General features: G+C 25.8%; 27 protein-coding genes. 16 read left to right on the forward strand and 11 right to left on the reverse strand.

All coding sequences use genetic code 11. The features are described from left to right. Positions 1-311 precede the first annotated feature (311 nt). Both IR151_RS18325 and IR151_RS18330 read right to left on the reverse strand, forming a co-directional pair. Positions 312-1,016, reverse strand: coding sequence for a DUF4367 domain-containing protein (locus tag IR151_RS18325; RefSeq protein WP_227437162.1), 705 nt, complete (start codon positions 1,014-1,016; stop codon positions 312-314). Beyond that, entirely contained in the window at positions 1,009-1,551 is a 543-nt protein-coding gene (locus IR151_RS18330; RefSeq protein ID WP_227437164.1) for an RNA polymerase sigma factor, read from the reverse strand. The genes IR151_RS18325 and IR151_RS18330 overlap by 8 nt, the downstream gene beginning before the upstream one ends. Positions 1,552-1,842: 291 nt before the next feature. Between IR151_RS18330 and IR151_RS18335 the strand changes: the two genes are divergently transcribed. Continuing rightward, positions 1,843-2,355, forward strand: a complete 513-nt coding sequence (locus tag IR151_RS18335) for a nitroreductase family protein (protein ID WP_227437166.1) — start codon at positions 1,843-1,845, stop codon at positions 2,353-2,355. A 163-nt stretch (positions 2,356-2,518) separates the two neighbouring features. Here the strand turns inward: IR151_RS18335 and IR151_RS18340 are convergent, their stop codons facing one another. After that, positions 2,519-2,701, reverse strand: coding sequence for a hypothetical protein (locus tag IR151_RS18340; RefSeq protein ID WP_227437169.1), 183 nt, complete (start codon positions 2,699-2,701; stop codon positions 2,519-2,521). A 27-nt stretch (positions 2,702-2,728) separates the two neighbouring features. Then, positions 2,729-3,340: a hypothetical protein gene (locus tag IR151_RS18345; protein WP_227437171.1), complete on the reverse strand. Its 612-nt coding sequence runs from the start codon at positions 3,338-3,340 to the stop codon at positions 2,729-2,731. A 153-nt stretch (positions 3,341-3,493) separates the two neighbouring features. On the opposite strand from IR151_RS18345, the gene IR151_RS18350 reads away from it, so the two are divergent. Both IR151_RS18350 and IR151_RS18355 read left to right on the forward strand, forming a co-directional pair. Continuing rightward, positions 3,494-3,739 carry a nitroreductase family protein gene (locus IR151_RS18350; protein WP_227437256.1) on the forward strand — a complete coding sequence of 82 codons (246 nt, stop codon included), beginning with the start codon at positions 3,494-3,496 and terminating at the stop codon, positions 3,737-3,739. A gap of 92 nt (positions 3,740-3,831) precedes the next feature. Further along, the gene (locus IR151_RS18355) at positions 3,832-4,143 is read left to right on the forward strand and encodes a hypothetical protein (RefSeq protein WP_227437173.1); all 312 of its coding nucleotides are present in this window, start codon (positions 3,832-3,834) and stop codon (positions 4,141-4,143) included. Between the two features lie 1,324 nt (positions 4,144-5,467). On the opposite strand, the gene IR151_RS18360 is transcribed toward IR151_RS18355, so the two are convergent. Both IR151_RS18360 and IR151_RS18365 read right to left on the reverse strand, forming a co-directional pair. Further along, positions 5,468-5,617: a type I toxin-antitoxin system toxin gene (locus tag IR151_RS18360; RefSeq protein ID WP_227437175.1), complete on the reverse strand. Its 150-nt coding sequence runs from the start codon at positions 5,615-5,617 to the stop codon at positions 5,468-5,470. 204 nt (positions 5,618-5,821) lie between these two features. Beyond that, entirely contained in the window at positions 5,822-7,036 is a 1,215-nt protein-coding gene (locus tag IR151_RS18365) for a replication initiation protein (RefSeq protein WP_227437176.1), read from the reverse strand. A gap of 995 nt (positions 7,037-8,031) precedes the next feature. Between IR151_RS18365 and IR151_RS18370 the strand changes: the two genes are divergently transcribed. The 3 genes from IR151_RS18370 to IR151_RS18380 all read left to right on the forward strand — a co-directional run bounded on the left by IR151_RS18370 (position 8,032) and on the right by IR151_RS18380 (position 10,916). Then, positions 8,032-8,679: a hypothetical protein gene (locus IR151_RS18370; RefSeq protein ID WP_227437179.1), complete on the forward strand. Its 648-nt coding sequence runs from the start codon at positions 8,032-8,034 to the stop codon at positions 8,677-8,679. Between the two features lie 407 nt (positions 8,680-9,086). Continuing rightward, on the forward strand, positions 9,087-9,734 hold the full coding sequence (locus tag IR151_RS18375; protein ID WP_227437181.1) for a hypothetical protein: 648 nt from the start codon (positions 9,087-9,089) through the stop codon (positions 9,732-9,734). A 132-nt stretch (positions 9,735-9,866) separates the two neighbouring features. Next, positions 9,867-10,916: a toxic anion resistance protein gene (locus tag IR151_RS18380; RefSeq protein WP_227437183.1), complete on the forward strand. Its 1,050-nt coding sequence runs from the start codon at positions 9,867-9,869 to the stop codon at positions 10,914-10,916. 473 nt (positions 10,917-11,389) lie between these two features. Here the strand turns inward: IR151_RS18380 and IR151_RS18385 are convergent, their stop codons facing one another. The 3 genes from IR151_RS18385 to IR151_RS18395 are packed head-to-tail and all read right to left on the reverse strand — an operon-like array spanning position 11,390 to position 16,216. After that, entirely contained in the window at positions 11,390-13,498 is a 2,109-nt protein-coding gene (locus tag IR151_RS18385) for a diguanylate cyclase (RefSeq protein WP_227437185.1), read from the reverse strand. Between the two features lie 35 nt (positions 13,499-13,533). Beyond that, on the reverse strand, positions 13,534-15,801 hold the full coding sequence (locus IR151_RS18390) for a response regulator (RefSeq protein WP_227437187.1): 2,268 nt from the start codon (positions 15,799-15,801) through the stop codon (positions 13,534-13,536). Positions 15,802-15,826: 25 nt separating this feature from the next. Next, positions 15,827-16,216, reverse strand: a complete 390-nt coding sequence (locus IR151_RS18395; RefSeq protein WP_227437189.1) for an Hpt domain-containing protein — start codon at positions 16,214-16,216, stop codon at positions 15,827-15,829. 396 nt (positions 16,217-16,612) lie between these two features. Here IR151_RS18395 and IR151_RS18400 point away from each other — a divergent pair, with 396 nt between their 5' ends. The 3 genes from IR151_RS18400 to IR151_RS18410 all read left to right on the forward strand — a co-directional run bounded on the left by IR151_RS18400 (position 16,613) and on the right by IR151_RS18410 (position 18,537). Beyond that, entirely contained in the window at positions 16,613-17,236 is a 624-nt protein-coding gene (locus IR151_RS18400) for a TetR/AcrR family transcriptional regulator (RefSeq protein ID WP_227437191.1), read from the forward strand. A gap of 24 nt (positions 17,237-17,260) precedes the next feature. After that, on the forward strand, positions 17,261-17,611 hold the full coding sequence (locus IR151_RS18405) for a hypothetical protein (protein WP_227437193.1): 351 nt from the start codon (positions 17,261-17,263) through the stop codon (positions 17,609-17,611). Positions 17,612-18,381: 770 nt separating this feature from the next. After that, on the forward strand, positions 18,382-18,537 hold the full coding sequence (locus tag IR151_RS18410; RefSeq protein ID WP_227437195.1) for a hypothetical protein: 156 nt from the start codon (positions 18,382-18,384) through the stop codon (positions 18,535-18,537). A 25-nt stretch (positions 18,538-18,562) separates the two neighbouring features. Here IR151_RS18410 and IR151_RS18415 read toward each other — a convergent pair whose 3' ends face one another. Both IR151_RS18415 and IR151_RS18420 read right to left on the reverse strand, forming a co-directional pair. Next, on the reverse strand, positions 18,563-18,895 hold the full coding sequence (locus IR151_RS18415; protein WP_227437197.1) for a helix-turn-helix domain-containing protein: 333 nt from the start codon (positions 18,893-18,895) through the stop codon (positions 18,563-18,565). A 230-nt stretch (positions 18,896-19,125) separates the two neighbouring features. Further along, entirely contained in the window at positions 19,126-19,482 is a 357-nt protein-coding gene (locus IR151_RS18420) for a helix-turn-helix domain-containing protein (RefSeq protein WP_227437200.1), read from the reverse strand. A 178-nt stretch (positions 19,483-19,660) separates the two neighbouring features. On the opposite strand from IR151_RS18420, the gene IR151_RS18425 reads away from it, so the two are divergent. The 7 genes from IR151_RS18425 (at position 19,661) to IR151_RS18455 (ending at position 22,426) form a co-directional block, all read left to right on the forward strand. Further along, a complete protein-coding gene (locus tag IR151_RS18425; protein WP_227437202.1) occupies positions 19,661-19,840 on the forward strand; it encodes a hypothetical protein in 180 nt (59 codons plus the stop codon). Positions 19,841-19,869: 29 nt separating this feature from the next. Continuing rightward, positions 19,870-20,094 (forward strand): hypothetical protein, encoded by a 225-nt coding sequence (locus tag IR151_RS18430; RefSeq protein ID WP_227437204.1) that lies wholly within the window; start codon positions 19,870-19,872, stop codon positions 20,092-20,094. A 33-nt stretch (positions 20,095-20,127) separates the two neighbouring features. Continuing rightward, positions 20,128-20,994, forward strand: coding sequence for a conserved phage C-terminal domain-containing protein (locus IR151_RS18435; protein ID WP_227437205.1), 867 nt, complete (start codon positions 20,128-20,130; stop codon positions 20,992-20,994). Between the two features lie 12 nt (positions 20,995-21,006). After that, a complete protein-coding gene (locus IR151_RS18440) occupies positions 21,007-21,258 on the forward strand; it encodes a hypothetical protein (RefSeq protein ID WP_021382773.1) in 252 nt (83 codons plus the stop codon). A gap of 350 nt (positions 21,259-21,608) precedes the next feature. Continuing rightward, positions 21,609-21,923 carry a hypothetical protein gene (locus tag IR151_RS18445; protein ID WP_227437208.1) on the forward strand — a complete coding sequence of 105 codons (315 nt, stop codon included), beginning with the start codon at positions 21,609-21,611 and terminating at the stop codon, positions 21,921-21,923. Continuing rightward, a complete protein-coding gene (locus IR151_RS18450) occupies positions 21,910-22,125 on the forward strand; it encodes a hypothetical protein (protein WP_227437210.1) in 216 nt (71 codons plus the stop codon). Before IR151_RS18445 ends, IR151_RS18450 begins: the two co-directional genes overlap by 14 nt. Before the next feature lie 25 nt (positions 22,126-22,150). Continuing rightward, on the forward strand, positions 22,151-22,426 hold the full coding sequence (locus IR151_RS18455) for a hypothetical protein (protein WP_227437212.1): 276 nt from the start codon (positions 22,151-22,153) through the stop codon (positions 22,424-22,426). Positions 22,427-22,433: the final 7 nt, after the last annotated feature.

Below are 22,433 nucleotides of genomic sequence, written 5' to 3' on the forward strand. Positions count from 1 at the left end.
TAAATACCTAGAATACTATATATTGTAACTATCCCCCAATAAACATATATAAACTTGTAATTATATTAATAAATCATAAATACCCAATTTAGATCAGGTTTTACTAATAAATAGGTTCTTTGAGTTTTAAATCATTTTTCTAATATAAAAGGCTTATTGCTTTGTCTTGTCTTAGTTATAATAGCTAAGATATATTTGTATTTGACTTACATTCCATTTTTTAAACTATAAAAACCACCTCTTTTTCTTATAAATTTTTATAACATCAAATATATAACGAATAAAGAGATGGTTTTTGGACACTTAAGAAATTATTTTATGCTTTTAGCCATTTTTAATAAAATATTTTTATATAATTCTAAATCCTTATTATTTTGATAATCTACATTTAACAGATATATAAAGTTGTTGTCATTCCAAAATACTTGTAAGAAAGTTTCTTTTTCTATATATTTTGCCTTATACCCATTTATAAATATATCTTTAACTTTTGCATTTTCTGTATCTAATATAATAGAATTCGTATCAATTTCAGTACTTGTATATTCTATTCTTATACCTTTTTCATTTTCATATGCAATCATAAAATTATCAACCCTATCTGCTTCTTTGAATCCTTCTGGGATGTATCCTGGTTCTTTAATCTTAAGGTTTTTGATTTCAATATTTTCCTTATTTGAAAATACAAAAGAAGTTAAATCTTCATATACTCTTATTACCAATTCATATAAACGTGTACGCAATGCCTCACTACTCATAGTAATAGTAAATAAACTAGCTAAAACTATTAAAAATACAATAGCTGTTCGTTTTGAATAAAAAATAATCTTATTTGTAAGACTACTTCTTTTTTGCTGCTTAATAAGTTTTTTCATCTTTCGTTCAAAACCTTTTGAAAAAACATGATTTAATTCATCATCTGAAGGAAGGCTGTCAAGAATAATTTTTGTCGCGATTGGGATACTTTCTTGAAGCATATCATCTGTAATATCAAAATCATCTTTTTTATTACTCAATATTTCCAACCTCCATTTCTTCTAATATTTCTTTTAATTTTTTCCTAGCACGTTGAATCCTCTTATATACATTCTCCTCCCCTAAATTTAATGCATTTGCTATTTCTTTATTTGAAAAACCATACTGGAACTTTAAAGAAAGTACTTGAAAGTAACTTTCATTAAGTTTTGCAAGTGCTATAGCTAAATTACTTTCACATACTTTATCTTCTATAGAAAAATTTATCGCCCTGTTTTTATACTCTTCTTCAATATCAGATACTTTTTCCCTTTTTCTTTTTCTGTAAAAGTCTATAGCAATCCTTTCTACTATTATAACGATAAAAGCCTTCGTTCTTGGACTATCTACTTCATCAATTTTATCTATATTTTTAATTATTCTTAGAAAAGCATTATGTACAGCATCTTCTGCTAAATGATCATCCTTTAATATTTTATTGGCCACATAAAACATTATCTGTCTATATTTTTCATATATCTTTTCAAACTTGATTTTATCTTCTTCAAACTCAAGCATTGATAAATAAATTAACATTTATAATTCCTCCAAAGTAAATATCTCGAATCAATATTTTAGAGTCTAATTATAACATATATGCATATATAATTCTATTTAAATAGAGTATTGTTATACCTGTATTTAGAACTAATATTACATGTTTTAAATTATATATTAACTTATAAAATAATTTATTTTTTATATTACTTTATAAATTCTATTATTCTATAAAAAAATAGGTGTTTATTTTTTTATAGAATCTATAGATTGAATTTAAAGTAATGATATTATATAAATATAAATAATTTTATTTAAAGGAGAATCTATATGTTGGAAGTTATAAAAAATAGACGTTCAATAAGAACCTATATAGGTAAAAAAGTAGAAGAAAGCAAAGTAACTGAAATACTAAAATCAGCTATGCAAGCACCATCATCAAAAAACGCTCAACCATGGGAATTTATTGTAGTAGATGATAAATACCTCTTAAAAGAACTATCAGAGTCACAGCATAGAGCAAAGCATATAGAATTCGCACCACTATGTATAGTAGTACTTGGAAATAGAGATAGATTCTTGAAGCCTGGTAAATGGATGCAAGATTTAGGTGCTTGTACACAGAATTTATTGTTAGAAGCTACAAATCAAGGATTAGCTGCTTGTTGGATAGGTGTTTTTCCTAAAAATAAAATAGTAAATAAGGTTAGACAAACTCTAGATTTACCAGCAAAATTAGTACCTTATGCCATAGTATCTATAGGATATAGCGAAGAAAAAAATGAATTTATAGATAGATTTGATAAAGATAAAATACATATAAATATATATAAAGATAGATAATATTTAGTAATATAAATGAAAATACATAGTAAAAATACCCTTAAAATCTATTTCTTTGGATTTTAAGGGCATTAACTTTATCTGGAATGAGTAAGTACCTAAACATCCATTTTAGGATTAGTTACTTTTTACATTTATTACATAAATTTAATTATATAAAAAATCAATCTTTTTTTATTTTAATATAATAATATATAAATAAAAGTACATATGCTAAAGGTATTAAAAGTAATATTTTTAAATCAATGTCAAATGTATTAGTATAAAATGATAATGCAAGTGATAATAATACAATTATCAAATTCGGAATTGTTTTTAAAAAAACTTTATAAAGCCTTTTTTTCATATTATTCCTCCTAAAAAAGCATATTTTTTAAGTCTGATAGAACCAATGATCATATCTATAAGTATATGTTGCACCTTGGAAATTCCACTTATCCTCTATATATGATAAAACAATTCCATAATTAGTATTTATACCATTCATGTTAGTAGTTATTATCTTTCCAATAACTACTACAGCAAGCCCTACCCAAAGTTTTGGTAAAAAGCCTCCAAAAGTAGATGCAATATCTGCGCCAGCTTTTATTTTCTTTAAAGTTTTCCCACTTACATAAATATATAAATAGTTTTTACCATTTTTGACAAAGGTTCTGTACTTGTTGTATCCATTTATATACTTTACACGAGAATTTTGATTGATTTTCTTAACATAATCATCAACTTCTTGATTGATTTTATCCAATTCCTCTTGAGTAAATTGACCAGTTTTAATTAACATTTCATCAATTTTTTCATCTGAAAAAATTTTATCTTCAGGCCAGTAATTATGTAACTCCTCTACTTCTTTGTCAGACAACTCTATTTTTACATTATTATCTGATTCTGTCTTTTCCATTGCATTTGCTGTAGTGACAAGCGGTAAAGATATTATCACAGTTGCCATTGTTGTGGATAAAATACGATTAATTCTTTTATTCTTCATTTAAATCCCCCTAACTATAGTGACTTTAAGGTTTTAAAATTAAACCTTTGCATATATAACGTATCCAAACTCAATTTTTGGACAAAAATATTTATATTTTTAAAATTAAATCTTCTAGAAACCTTAATGGTACAGTAATTTAAATGCAAATGGATACAAGACTTTAGTTCTTGTACACAAAATTTATTATTAGAAGCTACTAATCAAGATCTAGCTGCTTGTTGGGCAGGAGTGTTTCCTAAAAATAAAGTGGTAAATAAAGTTACACAAGCTTTAGACTTACCAGTAAGACTAGTGCCTTATGCCCTTATATCTATAGGATACAGTGAAGAAAAAAATGAATTTATAGATAGATTTGATAAAAATAAAATACATAGAAATGTATATAAAAATAGATAATATTTAGTTGGAAAATTATTCATTCATATTTACAATATAAGAAAGTTACTAGTTATACACTGTGAATTGTATAATAAAAAGGGGGGCATTTTATGAAGAAAACACTCTCTATAATATTACCAAGTATGATAATACTTGTAATAACTCTATGGGGCAGAGCTGAAAAAAACATATTACTTGGATTATTTTTACTGTTTCCAATCATCTTTGTTATACAAGGGATAATGTATTCAGATTTCAAAAATGAATTGCTTCTAGGGTTCATTTTATCATCTATAGCATTTATAGTACCTGTAAATTTAATGTATAACATAGGAAATTGTATAGATTTATTAATAGTTTATAATATGTTGGGTATTGGAAGTTTCTTACTTAAAAAGAAAATATCTTCTAGGCATAGTTAATCCTTTTTAAATTGATTTTTACTAATTTTAACAATAGTCTTTCATGCATGAATTTCACTTTTATAGATTGTATTTTTTATCTTATCTATAAAATTAATTCTAATATTGTTCAGTTTTTAATTGACTTCATAAAAAATAGAATACAACTTATTATATAAGTTATATTCTATTTTTTATAATAATTTGTTTTATAATTTTAATTATAAATTGTTTTTAAATTCATAATATCTTCTTTCATCACATTCAATTACTATTTTTTCTTTAAATTTATAGTTTCTTCATTTCCATTCCAAGATATAATTACTTTATAACTAGATTCTCTATTTGAATAAAGACCTGGTCTTTGTATTTTATTTCCAATTCTGATCGTTCTTCAGTAGTCACAAACTTAGCTGTCCAATGTTCAGACTCTCCAATAAAAATATTTTCATCATCTGTTTTACTAAATATAAAAAATAGAGAGATTGCAAAAACTATAAAAATACCTAAAAAAAGTTTTTTACAATGTCAATCCCTCCTTTAAATAATTACTTGTATTATATCATTAAAATGACTTATTTTTAATATTTTTCTTAATATTCTAAATATTTGTACTTTTTTATTTTATTACAATGAAGTCTATGATATAATTTTAAAAAGGGGTATTTTCCAATAAAAAAGTTATTTTAAACCTATTATTAAAATTTTGAAAGTTGTTGATGATTATGAATAAAAAAAATATATTCAACGATATGTTTCTTATTATTTATCCAATTATAATATTAATAGCTATGTTCTTTAACTCATTATTACATAAGCAGATAATAAGATTTAATATTAATAAACTTCAATTTATGGTTTTTATATTAGTTTATTTTTTAATATTTGCATTATTTATATATAAGTTTTTTATAAAAAAAGAGAGTTTTCATATAGTATCTTTGATTATAGGCATGTTTTTGATAATAATCATACAAATCCCACAAGTTTTATTAATGATTTCACATAATTTATTCAGTATTGTTTATGGTCAACTTCAATTAGAGATATTTATGTTTGGAACACTTTTAACTTTGTATATAGTTATGATTATAATGTATCATAAAAAAAATCATAAAAAAACAAGAGGTTAATACCTCTTGTTTTTTGTTAGATACAAAAACGAACTCTATTATAATTTATGTTATATTGAAGTTACAATTATTATAAGTAATCTTGATTTTTTTGTGTGAATTTTAAAATTATGTAAAATTGTATCTTATTATTAATTTTGTGATATAATAAAAGCAAGAAGAACTACAATCTATTTCGCAGTAGAGTGGAGTTCATAATTTTAAAATTAAAACTATTTTTTGCGGAATTTGATTTTTAAATCAAATTCCCAGCCACTCTTTCGCACAGAGTGGCTTTTTACTTTCGCAAATATTTTACTATTTAAGTAAAATATCCAACTAGCAATAATGCCAGCAATTACATTAAGTAAAAATTCATTCATACCAACACCTCCTTTCTTCTGGAGGCTATATCTTTCGTTCGTATGAACTCCACTCTATAGATTATATATTTTCTTCTTGCTAAAATTTATTATACCATAATTTGATACATAACTAACTTCATTTTAATAATGATTAATAAGTTATATATCAATTATATTTTAATTTATTATATAATTTAATTAATAAATTAAAATATAACTTGTTTAAAAAGTTATTCTATCTTTTTCTTTTTCACATTTATCATAGACTACTTTGAATGCCTTGTATTTTTTCTCATCAGGTTTAATTATTCTTTCAAGAAAAGTAACAGGATTCATATCAAGTATTTGCATTTCTTCTAACTGTTCCTCGGTTAAACTCATTTCTATAAGTTCTACTTCAATTGCATTTTCTTTTGCTTTTAAGTAAGATATTTTATTTCTTAAAATCGAAGAAAATAACTCATAATTTGTTGCAACTATTTTAGAAGAGTTGTCCTTTTTTAAAGCAATTTCTTCTGCTTCTAATAATAGTTTATAATATTTTGGTTCACTAAAATTGTATTCTCCAAATTCTATCTTAAATAGATTTTTCAGTTTATCACTCAGAGAGATTTCTTCTGGTATAAAAAACTCTTTTTTATTTAAGTTTATATTTTTATTTTCAAGCCTTTTTTCAATAACATCTTCTTTATTTTCATATGATGTTTCTATATTTTCCTTTTTCTCTCTTATGGAAAATTCTATTGATTCAACACTTCTACCTTTTCTTATTGGTTTATATTCAACAAATATATCTGATTTCTCATTAATCTGTTCTGTACTCTTTTTTAATACATATTTATCAAGATCATAATATCTTTTGTATTTATCTTGTATTTCTAGAAGTTCTTTAAAGTAATCTAATTTAAAAACTATTCCTTGCCTTGTCCCACTCCACTGTTTCAATAATTCATAAATTCTCATAGCAAAAAAGGTTGTGAAGGAATAAATACTAGCAAAATCTAATTTAGTGAAATTTTCTTCTATTGCTTGTATGTATTTAAATATGTGCTCATCTATTATTAAAGTTATTTCATTATAATCCAAATCCCCTTTTATAGCGTACCACTGTGTCCTTATAAACTGATCTCCTATAATTACACGAGGTTGATTATTCTGTATTCCTTCAATTAAATTTTTAAACTCCTGTTTAGTTATATTCTTATCTACTATTCCACTATAGTCTTTGTATATAGTATCAAATTTAAAAGAGATCTCTCTTGAAGAATAATTCCTCTTTTGAATTATTTCAAAAAGCTTATAAACAAATTTCTGTTCAGAAGCAGAAAGAGTATATTTTCCTTGTATAAGATTATTGTGTTTTACAAGACTATTGTAGTCTTTAAATATTTCTTTTTTATCATATTTATTATAAATGACTCTTTTTACATTACCCATATATCTTAATGTATTAAGCTAAAAGTTAATACATTCCTCCTTCTTTAGTTTCTAATAAAACAATAATACATTTTTAGTTACAGTTATATATTAACCTATTTTTCACGAAAAATATATTATTTTTCGTTTTTAGTCTCCCAAATACTCGTTTCTTCATTTTTTGAAATAATTTCTTTGAAATTAATTATTAAAAATTTTTCTTTAAATATGCCAAAATATTGAAATTTAAAGGTTTTATAAGACTTTTTATTTTTTATATCTACAAAGATTTTATTTTTTACACTTTTATTTTAAATTCATAAATTCCCAAACACTCGTCATTAAAAACTCCCAAATGCTCGTTGTTAAATTCCCAAACACTCGTCGTTAAACTCCCAAATACTCGTTGTTAAATTCCCAAACACTCGTCGTTAAATTCCCAAATACTCGTCGTTAAATTCCCAAACACTCGTCGTTAATTCCCAAACACTCGTCGTTCAACCTCTGTACATAAGTAATTTCAATGCTTCCAAATCGCCTAAAATAATAAAATATAAAATAAATAAAATGTTTTTAAAATAGAATAGAATAGTAAAAGGGAAAACGTGAATACTTTTCTATTCTGTACTGCTTATAAAAAATACAAATACCTTTCTTTTATAAATTATCAAGTTATATAAATAATATATAAATTCTTATTACTTATAAAAATATTTTAGATAAAAGATGCATCTCTTGAATAAATTTAAAAGGGCTTTTTAAAGAGTTTTAAAACGTCTGTAACGCTTTTAAATAATAAATACAATAATTTACTTTATGATAAGGACAAACTACCTTAAAATGGCAATAAAATGGAATACATAATCTATTAGAAAATTCAAAGCTATATTTAATTAATTTAATTAGTCTATTAATGAAATAGTTAATAATTTTAAAAAAGGATATGTAATTGAAAAATATTAAAAGATATAATAGTATTTTATCTAAGGATAATTTGAAAAGAGAGGGGAAAAGTAATGCATGGATTATTTGGGGGATTCATTAAGATATATAAATATCAAATGATTTTGGTTATTTTAGTTTATATTTTATTTTTTATACAAAGTAGATTTAAGTTTAAAAATAAATCTTTAAGATTTCTAAAAGATAATAATAATGTATTAAGTTTGATGAATTCATGGGAATGTTTTTTTACATTTTGTATCCCATTTATAGGATATTTAGGTTTTGCATTAGCTATTTTAGGAATGCTTCTTAACTTAGGAGGAGATTTTGAAAAAGAACATGCTAAATATTTGTTAGATGTAATTAAATCTATTTATGATAAAGAAGAAGATATTAATAAGCAATACAAGAGAGAATTTAAGAGAATAGAAAATATTTTATCTGATATTAAAAATTCCTACCACAAGATAGTGGTAGAAAATGCAGTTGTTCTTGATTCTTTTATAAATGAATACAACAATATAAAAGACTATCTTAAAACTGAAAAAGAAAAGATTGATATGTATAATGAAATAAAAACATCTTTAATTAATTTTCTAAAATTTACTGATAATATGGTTAATAATCCTGAAAAAAAAATGGCTTTAGATGAAAAGGAAATATTATTAAAAGATATTAAGAAATATACTAATATGTTAAAAGAATATATGAAGATATAATATATATAATTAATACTTAAGATTTAATAACTTTAAGGTAATAAAAATAACAGTAGAATAAAAGATTGGAATATATTAATACAAAATTTTAATTATATTTTATGCTAATTAAGTGAGTAACAGAGTAGTTCTAACTACTCTGTTTTTTGTAATTTAAATTTTAAAATAAATTATTTTTAAAATTAATATATAATTTAAAAAATAATTTAAATAAAAGTTTGTTTATAATGTTTAAAGAACTTAAAAAACAATAAAATGGAATAACTAATCTATTTAAGAATTCAAAACTATATTTAATTATATTAATGGAATGGCTGATACTTTTAAAAAAGATATATCATTGAAAAATATTAAAAGATATAATAGTATTTTATCTAAGAATAACTTGAAAAGAGAGGGGAAAAGTAATGCATGAATTACTTGAGGCATTAATTAAGGTATATAAATATCAAATGTTTTTTGTTGTTTTAGTTTTTTTTCTGGCTTTTATACAAAGTAAATTTAAGTTCAAAAATAAATCTTCAAACTTTCTAAAAGATAATATTAATGTATTAGATATAGTAGGTTCATGGACATACTTTTTTGTATTTTGCATACCATTTCTAGGGTATTTGGCTTCTGCATTTGCTATTTTAGGAGTGCTTCTTAACTTAGGAGGAGATTTTGAAAAGGATCATGCTAAATATTTATTAAATGTAATTAAATCTATTTATGATAAAGAAGTAGATATTAATAGACAATATAAGAATGAGTTTAAAACAATAGAAAGTATTTTATCTGACATTAAAAATCCTTACCACAGAATAGTCGTAGAAAATGCAGTTATCCTTGACTCATTTGTGAATGAATACAACAATATAAAAGACTATTTTAAAACTGAAAAAGAAGAACTTGATATATATAACGAAATAAAAATATCTTTAATTAATCTTTTAAAATTTACTGATAATATGGCTAATCGCTCTAAAAGAGAAATGGTTTTAGATGAAAAAGAAATATTATTAAAAGATATTAAAAAATACAATAGTATGTTAAAAGAATATACAAAGCTATAATATATATAAGTGGATATTTTAAACTTGAATAGTATTAAGGTTTCAAAGAATGTTAAACAAACATATAAAAAATAGTATCAGTAATGAAGATTTTTTCTCATTTAAAGAGATTATTAAGGGGTTGTTATTTTAGTGGATTGTTTAGAAAAAATAAAAGAAGAGTATGATTATATATCTATAAAAGGCAAGGATAAAATAAATTTTAATGATAAATATGAAATTGATTTAAGAGAAAGTGAAGAAGTAAAAAGTATATTAGAAGAAATAAATATAAACAATATAGATAATATACTTAAATTTGGAAGTACATCTTCAAAGAGTGTTACAGAAATATCTGATGGACTGTTATATTCATTGAAAAATTATTATGAAATTGACATAAATGAAGTATTAAATAAATTAGACAAAGTAATAAATGAATTTGATTTTGATGAACTAAAAGAATCTAAGAAATCAAATTTTTTTAAGCAAATATTTAAAAAAAATAAATATAAATTAGATAAACAAATAAGTAAATATACAGTGATAGTAGATGAAGTTGATAAAAGCTATTTTATATTAAAAAAATATGAAATAGATTTAAGAGATCAATTAAAAAAAATGAACATGTTATACGAATCAAACTTTGAATATTGTAGTAGCTTGGAAAATTATATATCAGCAAGTGGAATTATTTTAGAGGATTTAGACAAAGAATTGTCCCTAGAAGTAGAAAAAACACAGTCTTATGAAAAAGTGGGATTTTTAAAGGAGAATAAAGAAATCTTAGAACAAAGAGTTTATGATCTAAAGATAACTCGAAATATATCTTTGCAGAATATAACATTAATGGAGCAAATTCAAAATTATAATTTCGAGTTAATAAATTTAATAAAATCTTCTCTTATAATTACACTGCCTATTTTTAAGCAATGCTTAACAAACTCAATATTATTAAAAAAACAGGAAATTTTGTCAATAGGAATAAATAGCGTGCAGAAATCAACAAACAAATTTTTTATGAAGAATAAAGTAAGCACATCTAAGAATAATTTAAAAATAATTGAGAATCAAACTGACTTATATTCACTATATAAAAAAATAATGTGTGGCATAGAAGAATATAAGAAAATAAAAGTGGAAAATAATATTGAAGATAGTTTTTTAAAATTAGAAAATTTAAAAGAAGAAATGAAATATTAATAATTTTAAATCAATAAAAATAATGGGAGAATAAAAAAATAGTTATGTATCAAGATAGGAGTTTAAATTATATTTTATATTAACTAGGTGGTATGTAAATAAAAAAGAAAAATATGAAATAGTTGGAGATATAGCAACTTTATATTAACTAAGTGGAAAACAGAACAGTTTGAAACTGCTCTGTTTTTTATTTGAATTAAAAATAGAAACATAACTTAAATAAAAAATATATAAATAATTTATAAAATAACTTATATATATAATTATTTATAATGTCTAAATTTAAAAACGAGTAAAAATAATTTTCTTTGATTATTTCTATTACTATATTAAAAATTTGTATTGACTTGTAATTAATTGCACAAGAAAGTTAGAAGTAATCAGAATTGATTTACTTCTATTTTTCTTTTCTTATAATTGATACGAAGTGTTTACTCATATTATATGCAATAACTTAGTATCAATGTTTTTTATTATTCTGTAATATTATTTACCATTAGTTCACTTTCAATAACTGATATTGTTGAAAATATATATTTCATTGAATCATCATAAAGACGAAAAATACCTCTTCCAGCAGATTTTGCTACATAAAGAGCTTGGTCTGATTGTTCAAAGAGTATATCATATTGATTGTTTGCTTTTTCAGTAGTAGATATACCCATACTTACAGAGATTGAAAAACCCTCATACTCCCCACAAATAGATTGGAAAATCTGTTCAACAAATTCAAGAAGGTTGTCATTATATTTAAAAAAAACAAGGAATTCATCTCCTCCTACTCTTGCGATAATACCATTATTACTCAAGCAATTTTTCAGACATTCTGCTGTATAGCAAAGTATTTTATCTCCAAACATATGCCCTCTACTATCATTAACCTGTTTAAAATTATCTAAGTCAAGTATAATCAAAGCAAATTTACTGTCTGGCTCATCTATAAAGCTCTTTTGTATCTGCTCTTTTGCACAATAATGAGTTAAAAGCTGAGTTAGAGAATCATGTTGTACCAGATGTTGAAGTTTTATAAGCTGACTACGCTCCTCATTAATGTCAATTACTTTTCCAACTGCTCCCATATACTGAGGAGTATCTTCAAGTAGCCATGTGGCATGACAAATAAAATGATACCATCTCTGCTCATCACCTATCTGAATCTGAAAATCATGATGGATGTCTGGAGATTCAGGAGTTGTATTACGTAGTAATCTATCTAACACTCTTAAATTGTTTATACCTATAATATGTTGAAGTTCAGAACTATGATAAGGATCTATTGCGCACTTTGTTAAACCCAGTTGTTTGGTACCCCAGTCTGAAAAAGTTACTATATGCGTTGCTTCTATGTATTCAAATTGAATTTCTCTAGACATCAAAGCTAAAAACTGATACTTAGTACGCTCATTTTCTAGTAGTTGCAATGTACGCTCAGATGCCAAAAATTCCTTATGTTGTAGTATATTTGAAGAAATATTGTGATGTTTTATTGGATCAGTAGTCGCTAAAGGATCATTTTTTAACTTATCTTGAATATGGTCAGAAATATCTATCAGACACTCTAGTAGAAGTGGATTAAATGCTCCACATTCACCATTCAAAATCATTTCGATTGCCTCTTCATGGGGAATTGCTTTTTTATAAACCCTATCACTTATTAATGCATCATATACATCTGCTAGAGCAACTATTTGTGCAGAGATTGGAATTTCATCTCCTTTAAGAGCATCTGGATACCCTCTTCCATCATAACGCTCATGATGCCAATGACAAATTTCATAGCTAACTTTGACAATTGGTTCATTTTTGTAAAAGGGTAATGTCTTCAGCATAGATGCTCCTGCCACAGAATGCGTTTTTATCACTTCAAATTCTTCTGGTGTAAGCTTGCCAGGTTTGTTTAGAATTTCATCTGGAATAGTGAGTTTTCCAATGTCATGAAGAGAGGACGCTGTGCTGATAAGTGAAATATCTGAATATGTTAAATCATATTGATCTGTTTTTTCCACTAAACGATTAAGTAGCATATTTGTCAACGTATAAATATGCAGTACATGCAGTCCACTTTCTCCATTACGAAATTCAACAATGTTACTTAAGATATTTATCATAATCTTGCTTTGCTTTTCATTTTCATAAATCTGATCTGTTACCATCTGAGCTAATTTTTTTTGCTTTCCATAAAGCATAAGAGTATTTACAACACGTCTGCGCACTATTGTTTCATCAAAAGGACGATTGATGTAATCCGTAACTCCAAGTCCATAAGCTTGATTTACATAAGAAGAGGCATTTTCAGCTGAAATCATAATAACTGGTACATCTTCAATCCAATGGTATTGGTTCATTATAGTTAATACTTCAAATCCATCCATTCTAGGCATCATTATATCCAATAGAATAAGGTCAATTTCTGTATCAGTATGCAATATATCTATAGCATGAATTCCGTCTTCTGCTTCTATGATGATATATTCATCTTCTAACATATCAGTAAGGATTGCACGATTAATTTCAGTATCATCAACAATTAATATTTTTTGTTTCCTTTTCATTTGAGTTTCTTTAAATTCATTATTTATCATCATATATCGCCCCCTTTGTGACAACACAATCATTTTTATAATGTTGATTTTAGATATTTTTTAAAACAAGTGTTAAGTTTTTCAAGTTCAATAGGTTTGGTAATATAGTTATCCATACCACAAGCATAGCCTTTGTTAACTTCTTCAATGAAAGCATTTGCGGACATAGCCACAATAGGGAGGTGGTTCATATTATTTTCTTTTTCTAACTTACGGATTTGTTGAGTTGCCTCATAACCATCCATTTTTGGCATCTGTATGTCCATAAAAACTAAATCATAATATCCTGGCTCAACTGTTTTAATACGATCAACAGCTTCTAATCCATTCCATACCTTTTCTGTGGTTACACCAAAATAACTAATAAATTCTTCTGCAATATCCATATTTATTTCATTATCTTCAACTATAAGGACACGACCTGAATAAGTTTTCTTACTTTCAGCTACATTCACATTGGCTGCTTCCTTTGTTTTTTCACTTGATGTTAAGTTACTCATGATGTGATATAAACGGGATTTGAACACTGGTTTTGATAAAAATGCATTAATGCCAGCTGCCTTTGCTTCTTCCTCAATATCAGCCCAATCATATGCAGTAAGAACAATAATTGGTAATTCATCACCAACTATCTTACGTATCTGACGCGTTGTTTGTAGACCATCCATGACTGGCATTTTCCAATCTATAATAACTACATGATAATCTTGGTTAATTTCATGGGCCATTTTTGTTTTCTCCACGGCTTCAATACCACTAAGTACCCATTCACAATTCATGCCAATTTCCTGTATAATTCTTACTGTGTTTTCACATGCAATTTCGTCATCATCTACAACTAGCGAACGCAAATCGTATAATTTACTATAATCAAATGTTTCTTCTTCACAGGTCTGTAATTTAATAGGAATAGTTACTATAAATGTGGTACCTTTACCAAGTTCACTTTCAATCTGAATTTGACCACCCATCATATCTACAATATTCTTTGTAATGGCCATACCAAGTCCTGTACCTTCTACTCTACTTTTTGTGGAAGTCTCTGCACGCTCAAAAGGTTGGAATATCTTTTTTATAAAATCTTCAGACATACCAATTCCTGTATCACGCATTATAAACTGATAACTGCCATAACCTTTTGTAGTTGGTGGCAACTCTCGAATAGTTAAACCAATTTTACCACCAGGTTGTGTAAACTTCAATGAGTTACCTATAATATTTGTCATAATACGATTAATTTGTAAAGCATCTCCAATCACTTTTTCATGAGAGATATCACTAACATTGATTTCCATTTGTATATCTTTCTCAATAGCTTGTGGATATGTAATACTAATGAAATCATCAATTAGCTCAGGGAGTTTAAAATCTTCGTCATTTAGTGAAACTTTTCCACTTTCAATTCTACTCATATCTAAAACATCATTAATTAGTCCTAACATATGACGTGAAGATGACAATATTTTGGTTAGACAGTCTTTTACTTTATCTTTCTTATCAATATCCATGGCTGCAATTACAGTAAGACCAATAATTGCATTCATTGGAGTACGAATATCATGAGACATATTAAATAAAAATTGAGATTTTGCCAAATTTGCACGTTGTTCTACTTCAAGTTCAGCTAGAGCAGAATTCATTTCTTCTTCAGACTTGTATTTAAGTCTTAGTATGTATTGATAAAAAATAATAGCAATTAAAACTGATACACTAAGAATACTACCCATTATGACCATTACTTTTTTAGAACTGGTAACCAATTCGGAATATTCGTTAAGTTTCCTTCCTGCACCTTCTGTGATGGTAACAGATAATGCATCCAGCTTATCTAGTTTTGGTTTTATTTCTTTTGAAAAGTATGCTTCTATATCCTCCTGCGTATTGTTCTGCGATTCTGCCATTTTCAACATTTTCATCTGATCATTATAAAGTTGAGAATAAAGTGAATGCATGGCTGGTACACTTTGTTTATCAGCCAGGTAACGATCCTCCAGAATATTAATTAATTCTATCATTGACTGATTAATAGAACTGTAATGTGTTTTTATCCCAGTTATTACATCAGAGGTTTGGGAGTAAGATAAACGTTCTGGTAATGCACGTAACAATGTCAGATTAGCTTTGACATCACCTATTGCAACAGACACAGTATATGGATGTTCGCTGACTATGTTCATTTGTTCGTTCATAGTATTAGAACTATATATAGTTATTACATAGTATATAATAACTATCACAAATATGATGCCTGACATTATTTTTGATAATAGGTTTATATTCGTTTTTATTAGTTTCTGAAACATATATTATCTGTTCCTTTCTTAAAGTTTAAGCTCTATTAGTAGAACCTTGATATTCTTTGATAGAAGCAACTACTGTGTTGTAATCTTCACTTACCTGCAAAAATAATGAAGTAGCTTTAATAATATCTTCTGTACGAAGTGCTTCTGTAATCAAATGAGATGATTCTGCTAATCTGTTAAATCCAAGATTTTGAGAAACTCCTTTCAATGTATGTGCAGACCTGAAAGCATCTTCAATATTACCTGTTTCTAATGATAATTTAAGTGTCTGAAAAGACTGATCCTGTAAAAACTTATTAATATATTTTTCTATGCGTTCTTCTGAGCGAAAACGGTTAAATATATCCTGATAAGCTCCACCAAAAGATTGATAACATTCTTTAATTGTCATAATTTCACCCCCCTCTATATTCATATTACTTTATATAATATTATAATCGAATCTAGGCGACAGAAGTATTATATTTAGTTAATAAATCGAAATTTTCATTAGATAATTTATCTTATAATAAATATATAAATTTGCAGTGTACGATATTTTAAAAAGAAATAATGGAATGCTTGAAACAACTAGGCTACAAGGTGTTCCCTAAAAATATAAAAAGCACTACTTGTCGTTCAATGAAATTATTGAAAATACCCAATTTATTTTGGGATTTTATATTAACTAAGTGGGATGTAAATCAAAGTTCAGAAATGCTCATAAATAATAGTGTGAGAATATAATTTAGCCCCCTTCTTGACAAGTTAACAGTTGTTAACTATAATGATAGTTAACAACTGTTCACTATATTTATTAATGGAGGTTATTATGCAAAAAAAAGAAGTGCGAGATACAAAGAAAGTTATTTTAAAAGTTGCACTAAAATTATTTTCTGAACGAGGCTATGATGGGGTTGGTATTCGAGACATATCAAAAGAAATAGGAATACGAGAGAGTGCTCTTTATAAACACTATAGTGGAAAGCAAGATATTTTTGACTCAATTCTCAAAGACATTGAGCATCGTTATCAAGAAGAATTTTCTACTATTTTCCCTGAAAACATGACCAATATTTTCTCAGAAGAAAATGATGTAAGAGAGGAATTATTCCGTATTAGCATTACAATGTTTAATTTCTATCTCAAAACGGAGTATGGTTCTCAACTGCGTAGAATGTTGACATTAGAACAGTATAGAACTTCTGAAGCAGGTAAGTTTTTTAGGGAATTGATAATAGATAAAGGTTTAGATTATATATCAGGAGTGTTCACTAGTTTAATAAATGATGGAGTTTATATTCATGCTGATACAATGGTTATGGCCTTGCAGTTTTATTCACCTTTATATTTGTTGTTATCAAAATACGACAATCAGCCTGAAAAACACGAGGAAGCTATATCCTTTTTAGAAAGACATATTACGATATTCAATAAAATCTATTTGAAGGAGTGATAAACGATGAAAGGAATTGGAATATTGGTAACGGAGTGGTTTATAACTGGTTTAATTGTTTATGCAGGACTATCTGGTAAGCAAATATTATTTATTAATGGACCTAGATCAGCTGTTATTACTTTGGGAGCAATCGGATTTGCAATGTGCATGATTATGCCAACAATCGGTAAATTTATCAGCAATTCACCTGCTCACCCACTCACAATTATGGGGTATATTTTTGGTGCAATAGCATTACTAACCACAGTAACTCAAATATTCAAATGGAATATTCCTATCATCTATGACCCAAAAACTGCACTTTTTGTAGTTGCTGGTTGCATTGTAATAAAGTCAATCATTGGTAGGTTTGCACTGTTTATAGTTAAATAAATGGCTGTAACGCTTTTAAATAATAATCTTAAAGATTTGCTATCTTATATCAACTAAGTGGTAAGTAGAGTAGTTGTAAATATATTGTTTTCCGCAATTAAAACTTATAAAAAAGTTATAAATAAAGTGTATATATAAAATTATTAATAATGTTAAAAAAAGTTGTTTTCTAAATCTAATTTAATTAACAAACTAAAATTTTTATTAAATAAACTATGTTATAATAAATATATAAATATGCAGTGCACGATATTTTGAAAATAAACGTTGTAATGATTGTAAACACGTTTTATATTAACTAAGTGGTATGTAAATATTTTAAAAATTAATAAAGATAGATTAGGAAGCATTAGTTTTATATTAACTAAGTGGTATGTAAAGAGGATGTAATTTTTTATCATCAATAAATTCCTTTTGGGTTTTATATTAACTAAGTGGTAAACAGAGTAATTTTTAATTACTCTGTTTTTTATTTTCAAAGATAATAAATTTTATATGGAAAAAATTGGAAGTTGATTATTGTGAAAATGGGTACTATACTTGTAGTATAAAGAAGATATATATCGAAATAATACATACAAAACTATGTACATAAAATACTTTTAAAATAATAACAATTTGATTTTAAACTTATTTTATGACATGACATAAATCAAAAAAATATGAATTATATTAGTTTAAATATTGAAGAAAGGAGTAGTCTATTATTTTTCACAAGTAACGAAGTTTTAGGAGAATAAATCAGAATATTTTGAAAATATGGGGATTTTATGGGAGAATTAAAACTTGAATCAAAAATGAATTGCACTAAAAATAAGAAAAAAGTTGCTATATCTATACATCAAATGAAAAAAAATTCTAAAAAAGATTATGTTTTTTTAACAGATTGCATAGAAACATTTTATATGAAAATAAAAGAGGTTTGATAAATTTTCAAACCTCTTTTTATTGCTATTTGTTTTTCTTTTGCAATAATTCTATCATTTTCAAGATAGCATCTCTATCCTCTTGTTCTAATTCATAAAGTTTGTTAGTTATTTCTTTTACATCATCATCAACTTCCAAGTCAGCTAGACAATCTTTATAAATTTCGCCCTCTCCGTTTTTTAGCCATTTTTCATTTACATTGAATTTATTACAAATGTCATTTATAGTTCTATCTGTAACTGTTCGAGTATCTTTCTCTATTGAAGAAATATGATTTTGAGAAAGATTTAAAATTTTTCCAAATTCCTTTTGTGATAAATTCATTATTTTTCTCAATTCTTTAATTCTATTGTTCATTTTTCATCTCCTCTTTCATGTTTCTCTAAGAAATTATAACATTTAAAAAATCTCAAAGCAATAAAAAGAAACTTTAAAAGCATAAAATATATCTCAAAGAGGTATTGACTCAGACTGTGACAACATATATAATACAAATATATCTCAAAGAGATTAAAATACATTTGTTGAGATAAATTTAAAATCTTATTTCATTGCACCAATTAAGAAATAAAAAATTTAATCCATTTTTATTTCATTGTTTTTTTAATATTTTCTTTATGATTTTTAAAGGTATTTATCAAATCTAAAATATATAATTGTTCTTCTTCTGATAAATCTTTAGAGAGTGTGTATATTTCAGATAAGATTTTAGAGCTTTGAGAAAGTTCTTTCTCATTTGATTGCTGACCTGTACCATGTAGTAACCATTCTTCATTTAGATTTAAAATGTCGCAGATTGCTTTTAAAACTAATGGAGCTGGTTCAGTTTTATCAGATTCAATATTTGTTATTACACCACGAGAATAGCCTATTTGTTTAGCTAAGTCCTCTTGTGAGATGCCATTTTCTTTTCTAGCATCTTTGAGTCTTTTTCCAATACTCAATTTAAATTGCTCCTTTCTTTATGTTATGATAATAGCATAATACAAATAAAATGTATTGTCAATACAAAAATGTATTTATAATACGCAAAAAAGGGGTTGTAGATGTTAAAATGTATTGACAATACATAAATAAAGAGTTAAAATGTATTTATAATACAAAATAAGGAGGTGAAATTAAATGAAAAATCAATTAAATGCTAACAATATAAATCTACCAAATGAAATATTAAAAGAAGCTAGTGAATTGCCTCCAGAGTGCCAAGAGCAAGTACTACTTTCAATAAGAGCAATGAATTTTACGAAAAAAGTGATTCTAAAAGAGTTAAATAGCCAAGATGAGAAAAGAATGATACTTTAACCTTTGTTTTGTAGATTAAATTATTAGAGGTGATAGCATTGGGAATTTCAGATTTTAATAGAGAACATATAGGTAAAGCAGCTCAACTGCAAGAGACAAGATTTAATACAACGATGGATTGCATCATTGCAGAAGTAGAAAAGAATGAAATACTAGTTATGTATTATGAAAAAGAAATTGAAGAAATAATGTACAAAACTATAAGTAAAGAAGATTTAATATTCAATGATTATAAATTTGAATTATTGTCTTAAAAAATAACTTGGATTAAGAAGGAGGTGGAGCTTTTGGAACTTTTAAAGGATTTCAGGAGAAGAGATTGGTTTTGGATAGAAAACGGACTCATAGATGATGCTAGTCTAAATATCTATGAAAAAATGATTTATATTGTTTTAACTAGGCATACAGATAATGAAAGTTCATGCTTTCCAAGTGTTTCATTAATAGCTAGAAAAACAGGGTGTGGAATAACAACTGTCAAAAAAACATTAAGAAGTTTGGAGGAAAAAAAACTAATAATAAAAGTTAAACGCAAAATTGATAATAAAAAAGAAAATGATACTAATCTATATTATGTAATGAGTTTAGAAGGTAGGTCACTAGACGACCTAGGTCGCAAGACGGCTGACAGTAGGTCACTAGGCGACCTACAGGTGGGTCGTGAGGCGACTAGTAACAATACTAATATTAACAATACTAATTTAACTAGTAATATATATAGTCTTGCAAAGCAAAAAGAAGATAAAACAAATGACAAAGTGATACATAAAATAATTATTGATTATTTAAATGAAAAAGCAGATAAATCCTTTAAGAGTACGACTAAAAAAACAAGAGACTTAATTAATGCGAGACTAAAAGAAGGATTTGTTGAAGAAGATTTTTACAAAGTAATAGATAACAAAGTGCATGCATGGTTAGAAGATGCTAAAATGAGCGTCTATTTACGCCCTGAGACGTTATTTGGCAACAAGTTTGAGTCTTACTTAAATGAAGTGCTACGAATGGCTAAAAATGGAAATGAAAGTGTCAAACAAAATAAAGAAGTGAGTAAAAATAAATTTGCCAATTTTGAGCAAACATTTACTCAGTATAGTAACAAAGAGTTAGATGAAATTATAAAGAAAAGTCAAAAGGCAAAATTTGAAAAATGAGAGGTGCATTAAATGAATGAGAAAATAGAACTTACTGAAAAAGATTTACACTGCATTGCGAGACATTTACAAAATGAAGTGATGCAAATAGCGTTTCGAGGAAATAGAGAAGCCGCTACATCTTGCGAAGTTTGTGATTACTTGCAAGAATGTAAGGACCATTTCACCCATATAGATACTTTTAACAAGTTAAGTGGAATGACAGGTGTGAAAATTTTTACAATTGGATATTGGTGTCCAGATGAAAATAAGTGTAGAAAATAGGAAATTTTATAAATTAATAAATTTGAATAAAATTCAATATTGAAGAATATAGAAATTCAATATTGAAAAAAATTACTTTTCAATATTGAAAATCGAGTTTTGAAAAAGTATTGAATTTTAATACTAAAAGAAGTTTAAAAACATAGTATTTGCAAGGTTTATATAAATTGATTTCCTGACACAATTAGCACAGATTTAGATATGCTAGCAAAAAAACTTAAAAATAGTGTAAGGATAAAAGGACTATAGACATTTATAAAAAATTTTAAAAGTGTTATTAAATTATAGCCAAAGTTTATTAATTAATTTCCTCGTAGGAAAAATAACCTTTAATAGAAAGAGGTACAAAAATGAAATTAGAAAATATATCAAAAGAACAAAAAATAGCTATCCTTCCTATAAATGAAGCGATAGAAAAAACTAAAGAAGATGAAAAAGATATAAACAAATACTTAAGAGAAATAAAAAACTGTAAAGAAATAAAAGTAAAAATTATAAGAAAAAACGGAAACAAAATAGATGTTACATTTGTAAATAAATATATGAAACAGTGGCTGGATGAAGAAATTGAGATTTTGATTAATGTCATGAAAAATGAGGTTGTTCAGTTAAAAAAAGAATTGCTTAAAATGCAAAAAGAAGGTGAGAAAAATGAACAGAATTAGTATCACACAAGCACTAGCAAAGTTTGATAGTTTGCTAGACAAATATGATAATTTTCCGAATTATGTATACACACTTGAGTATAGAGGTAAGTTCTACGAGTGGATAAAGTACCTTGAAAGAAAAAATGAACTAAAAAAGTTTAGGATAGTTAATGCTATAATTTTTGAGCTAAATGGAGAAGAAGCACCATTTTGGAATTAAAAAATGCATTAAGGAAGGAGAGTACATGATATTTAACATTGTAATTTTGATATTATGTTTTGATGCAGTTTTCAGTATTAGAAACAATATCAGACTAAGAAAAAGTATTAAATTAATAGAGCAAGATGTAAAAGAAATTAATAGTTTTAAAAATAGTTTATATAAAAGTGCTAATTCATCATTAAATATTGCAGTCAGAATAAATAGAGTTTTTAATGACGCAACTAAGACAGTAGAAAATACTAAAAAGATAGAGAATGAATGTCAAAAGATATATGAGCAATTAAAAAAAGATATATAAAAAAGGG

The sequence above is a fragment of the Clostridioides sp. ES-S-0006-03 genome, from assembly GCF_020662275.1.
Taxonomy (GTDB): domain Bacteria; phylum Bacillota; class Clostridia; order Peptostreptococcales; family Peptostreptococcaceae; genus Clostridioides.

Bases quoted from the DNA above. Each gene is read 5' to 3' on its own strand.
- IR151_RS18440 (WP_021382773.1), top strand. From the start codon at position 21,007: ATGAATGAGAAAATAGAACTTACTGAAAAAGATTTACACTGCATTGCG.
- IR151_RS18335 (WP_227437166.1), top strand. From the start codon at position 1,843: ATGTTGGAAGTTATAAAAAATAGACGTTCAATAAGAACCTATATAGGT.
- IR151_RS18450 (WP_227437210.1), top strand. From the start codon at position 21,910: ATGAACAGAATTAGTATCACACAAGCACTAGCAAAGTTTGATAGTTTG.
- IR151_RS18355 (WP_227437173.1), top strand. From the start codon at position 3,832: ATGAAGAAAACACTCTCTATAATATTACCAAGTATGATAATACTTGTA.
- IR151_RS18330 (WP_227437164.1), bottom strand. From the start codon at position 1,551: ATGTTAATTTATTTATCAATGCTTGAGTTTGAAGAAGATAAAATCAAG.
- IR151_RS18390 (WP_227437187.1), bottom strand. From the start codon at position 15,801: ATGTTTCAGAAACTAATAAAAACGAATATAAACCTATTATCAAAAATA.
- IR151_RS18360 (WP_227437175.1), bottom strand. From the start codon at position 5,617: ATGAATGAATTTTTACTTAATGTAATTGCTGGCATTATTGCTAGTTGG.
- IR151_RS18385 (WP_227437185.1), bottom strand. From the start codon at position 13,498: ATGATAAATAATGAATTTAAAGAAACTCAAATGAAAAGGAAACAAAAA.
- IR151_RS18425 (WP_227437202.1), top strand. From the start codon at position 19,661: ATGAAAAATCAATTAAATGCTAACAATATAAATCTACCAAATGAAATA.
- IR151_RS18410 (WP_227437195.1), top strand. From the start codon at position 18,382: ATGGGAGAATTAAAACTTGAATCAAAAATGAATTGCACTAAAAATAAG.
- IR151_RS18445 (WP_227437208.1), top strand. From the start codon at position 21,609: ATGAAATTAGAAAATATATCAAAAGAACAAAAAATAGCTATCCTTCCT.
- IR151_RS18345 (WP_227437171.1), bottom strand. From the start codon at position 3,340: ATGAAGAATAAAAGAATTAATCGTATTTTATCCACAACAATGGCAACT.
- IR151_RS18400 (WP_227437191.1), top strand. From the start codon at position 16,613: ATGCAAAAAAAAGAAGTGCGAGATACAAAGAAAGTTATTTTAAAAGTT.
- IR151_RS18415 (WP_227437197.1), bottom strand. From the start codon at position 18,895: ATGAACAATAGAATTAAAGAATTGAGAAAAATAATGAATTTATCACAA.
- IR151_RS18365 (WP_227437176.1), bottom strand. From the start codon at position 7,036: ATGGGTAATGTAAAAAGAGTCATTTATAATAAATATGATAAAAAAGAA.
- IR151_RS18375 (WP_227437181.1), top strand. From the start codon at position 9,087: ATGCATGAATTACTTGAGGCATTAATTAAGGTATATAAATATCAAATG.
- IR151_RS18395 (WP_227437189.1), bottom strand. From the start codon at position 16,216: ATGAATATAGAGGGGGGTGAAATTATGACAATTAAAGAATGTTATCAA.
- IR151_RS18455 (WP_227437212.1), top strand. From the start codon at position 22,151: ATGATATTTAACATTGTAATTTTGATATTATGTTTTGATGCAGTTTTC.
- IR151_RS18340 (WP_227437169.1), bottom strand. From the start codon at position 2,701: ATGAAAAAAAGGCTTTATAAAGTTTTTTTAAAAACAATTCCGAATTTG.
- IR151_RS18370 (WP_227437179.1), top strand. From the start codon at position 8,032: ATGCATGGATTATTTGGGGGATTCATTAAGATATATAAATATCAAATG.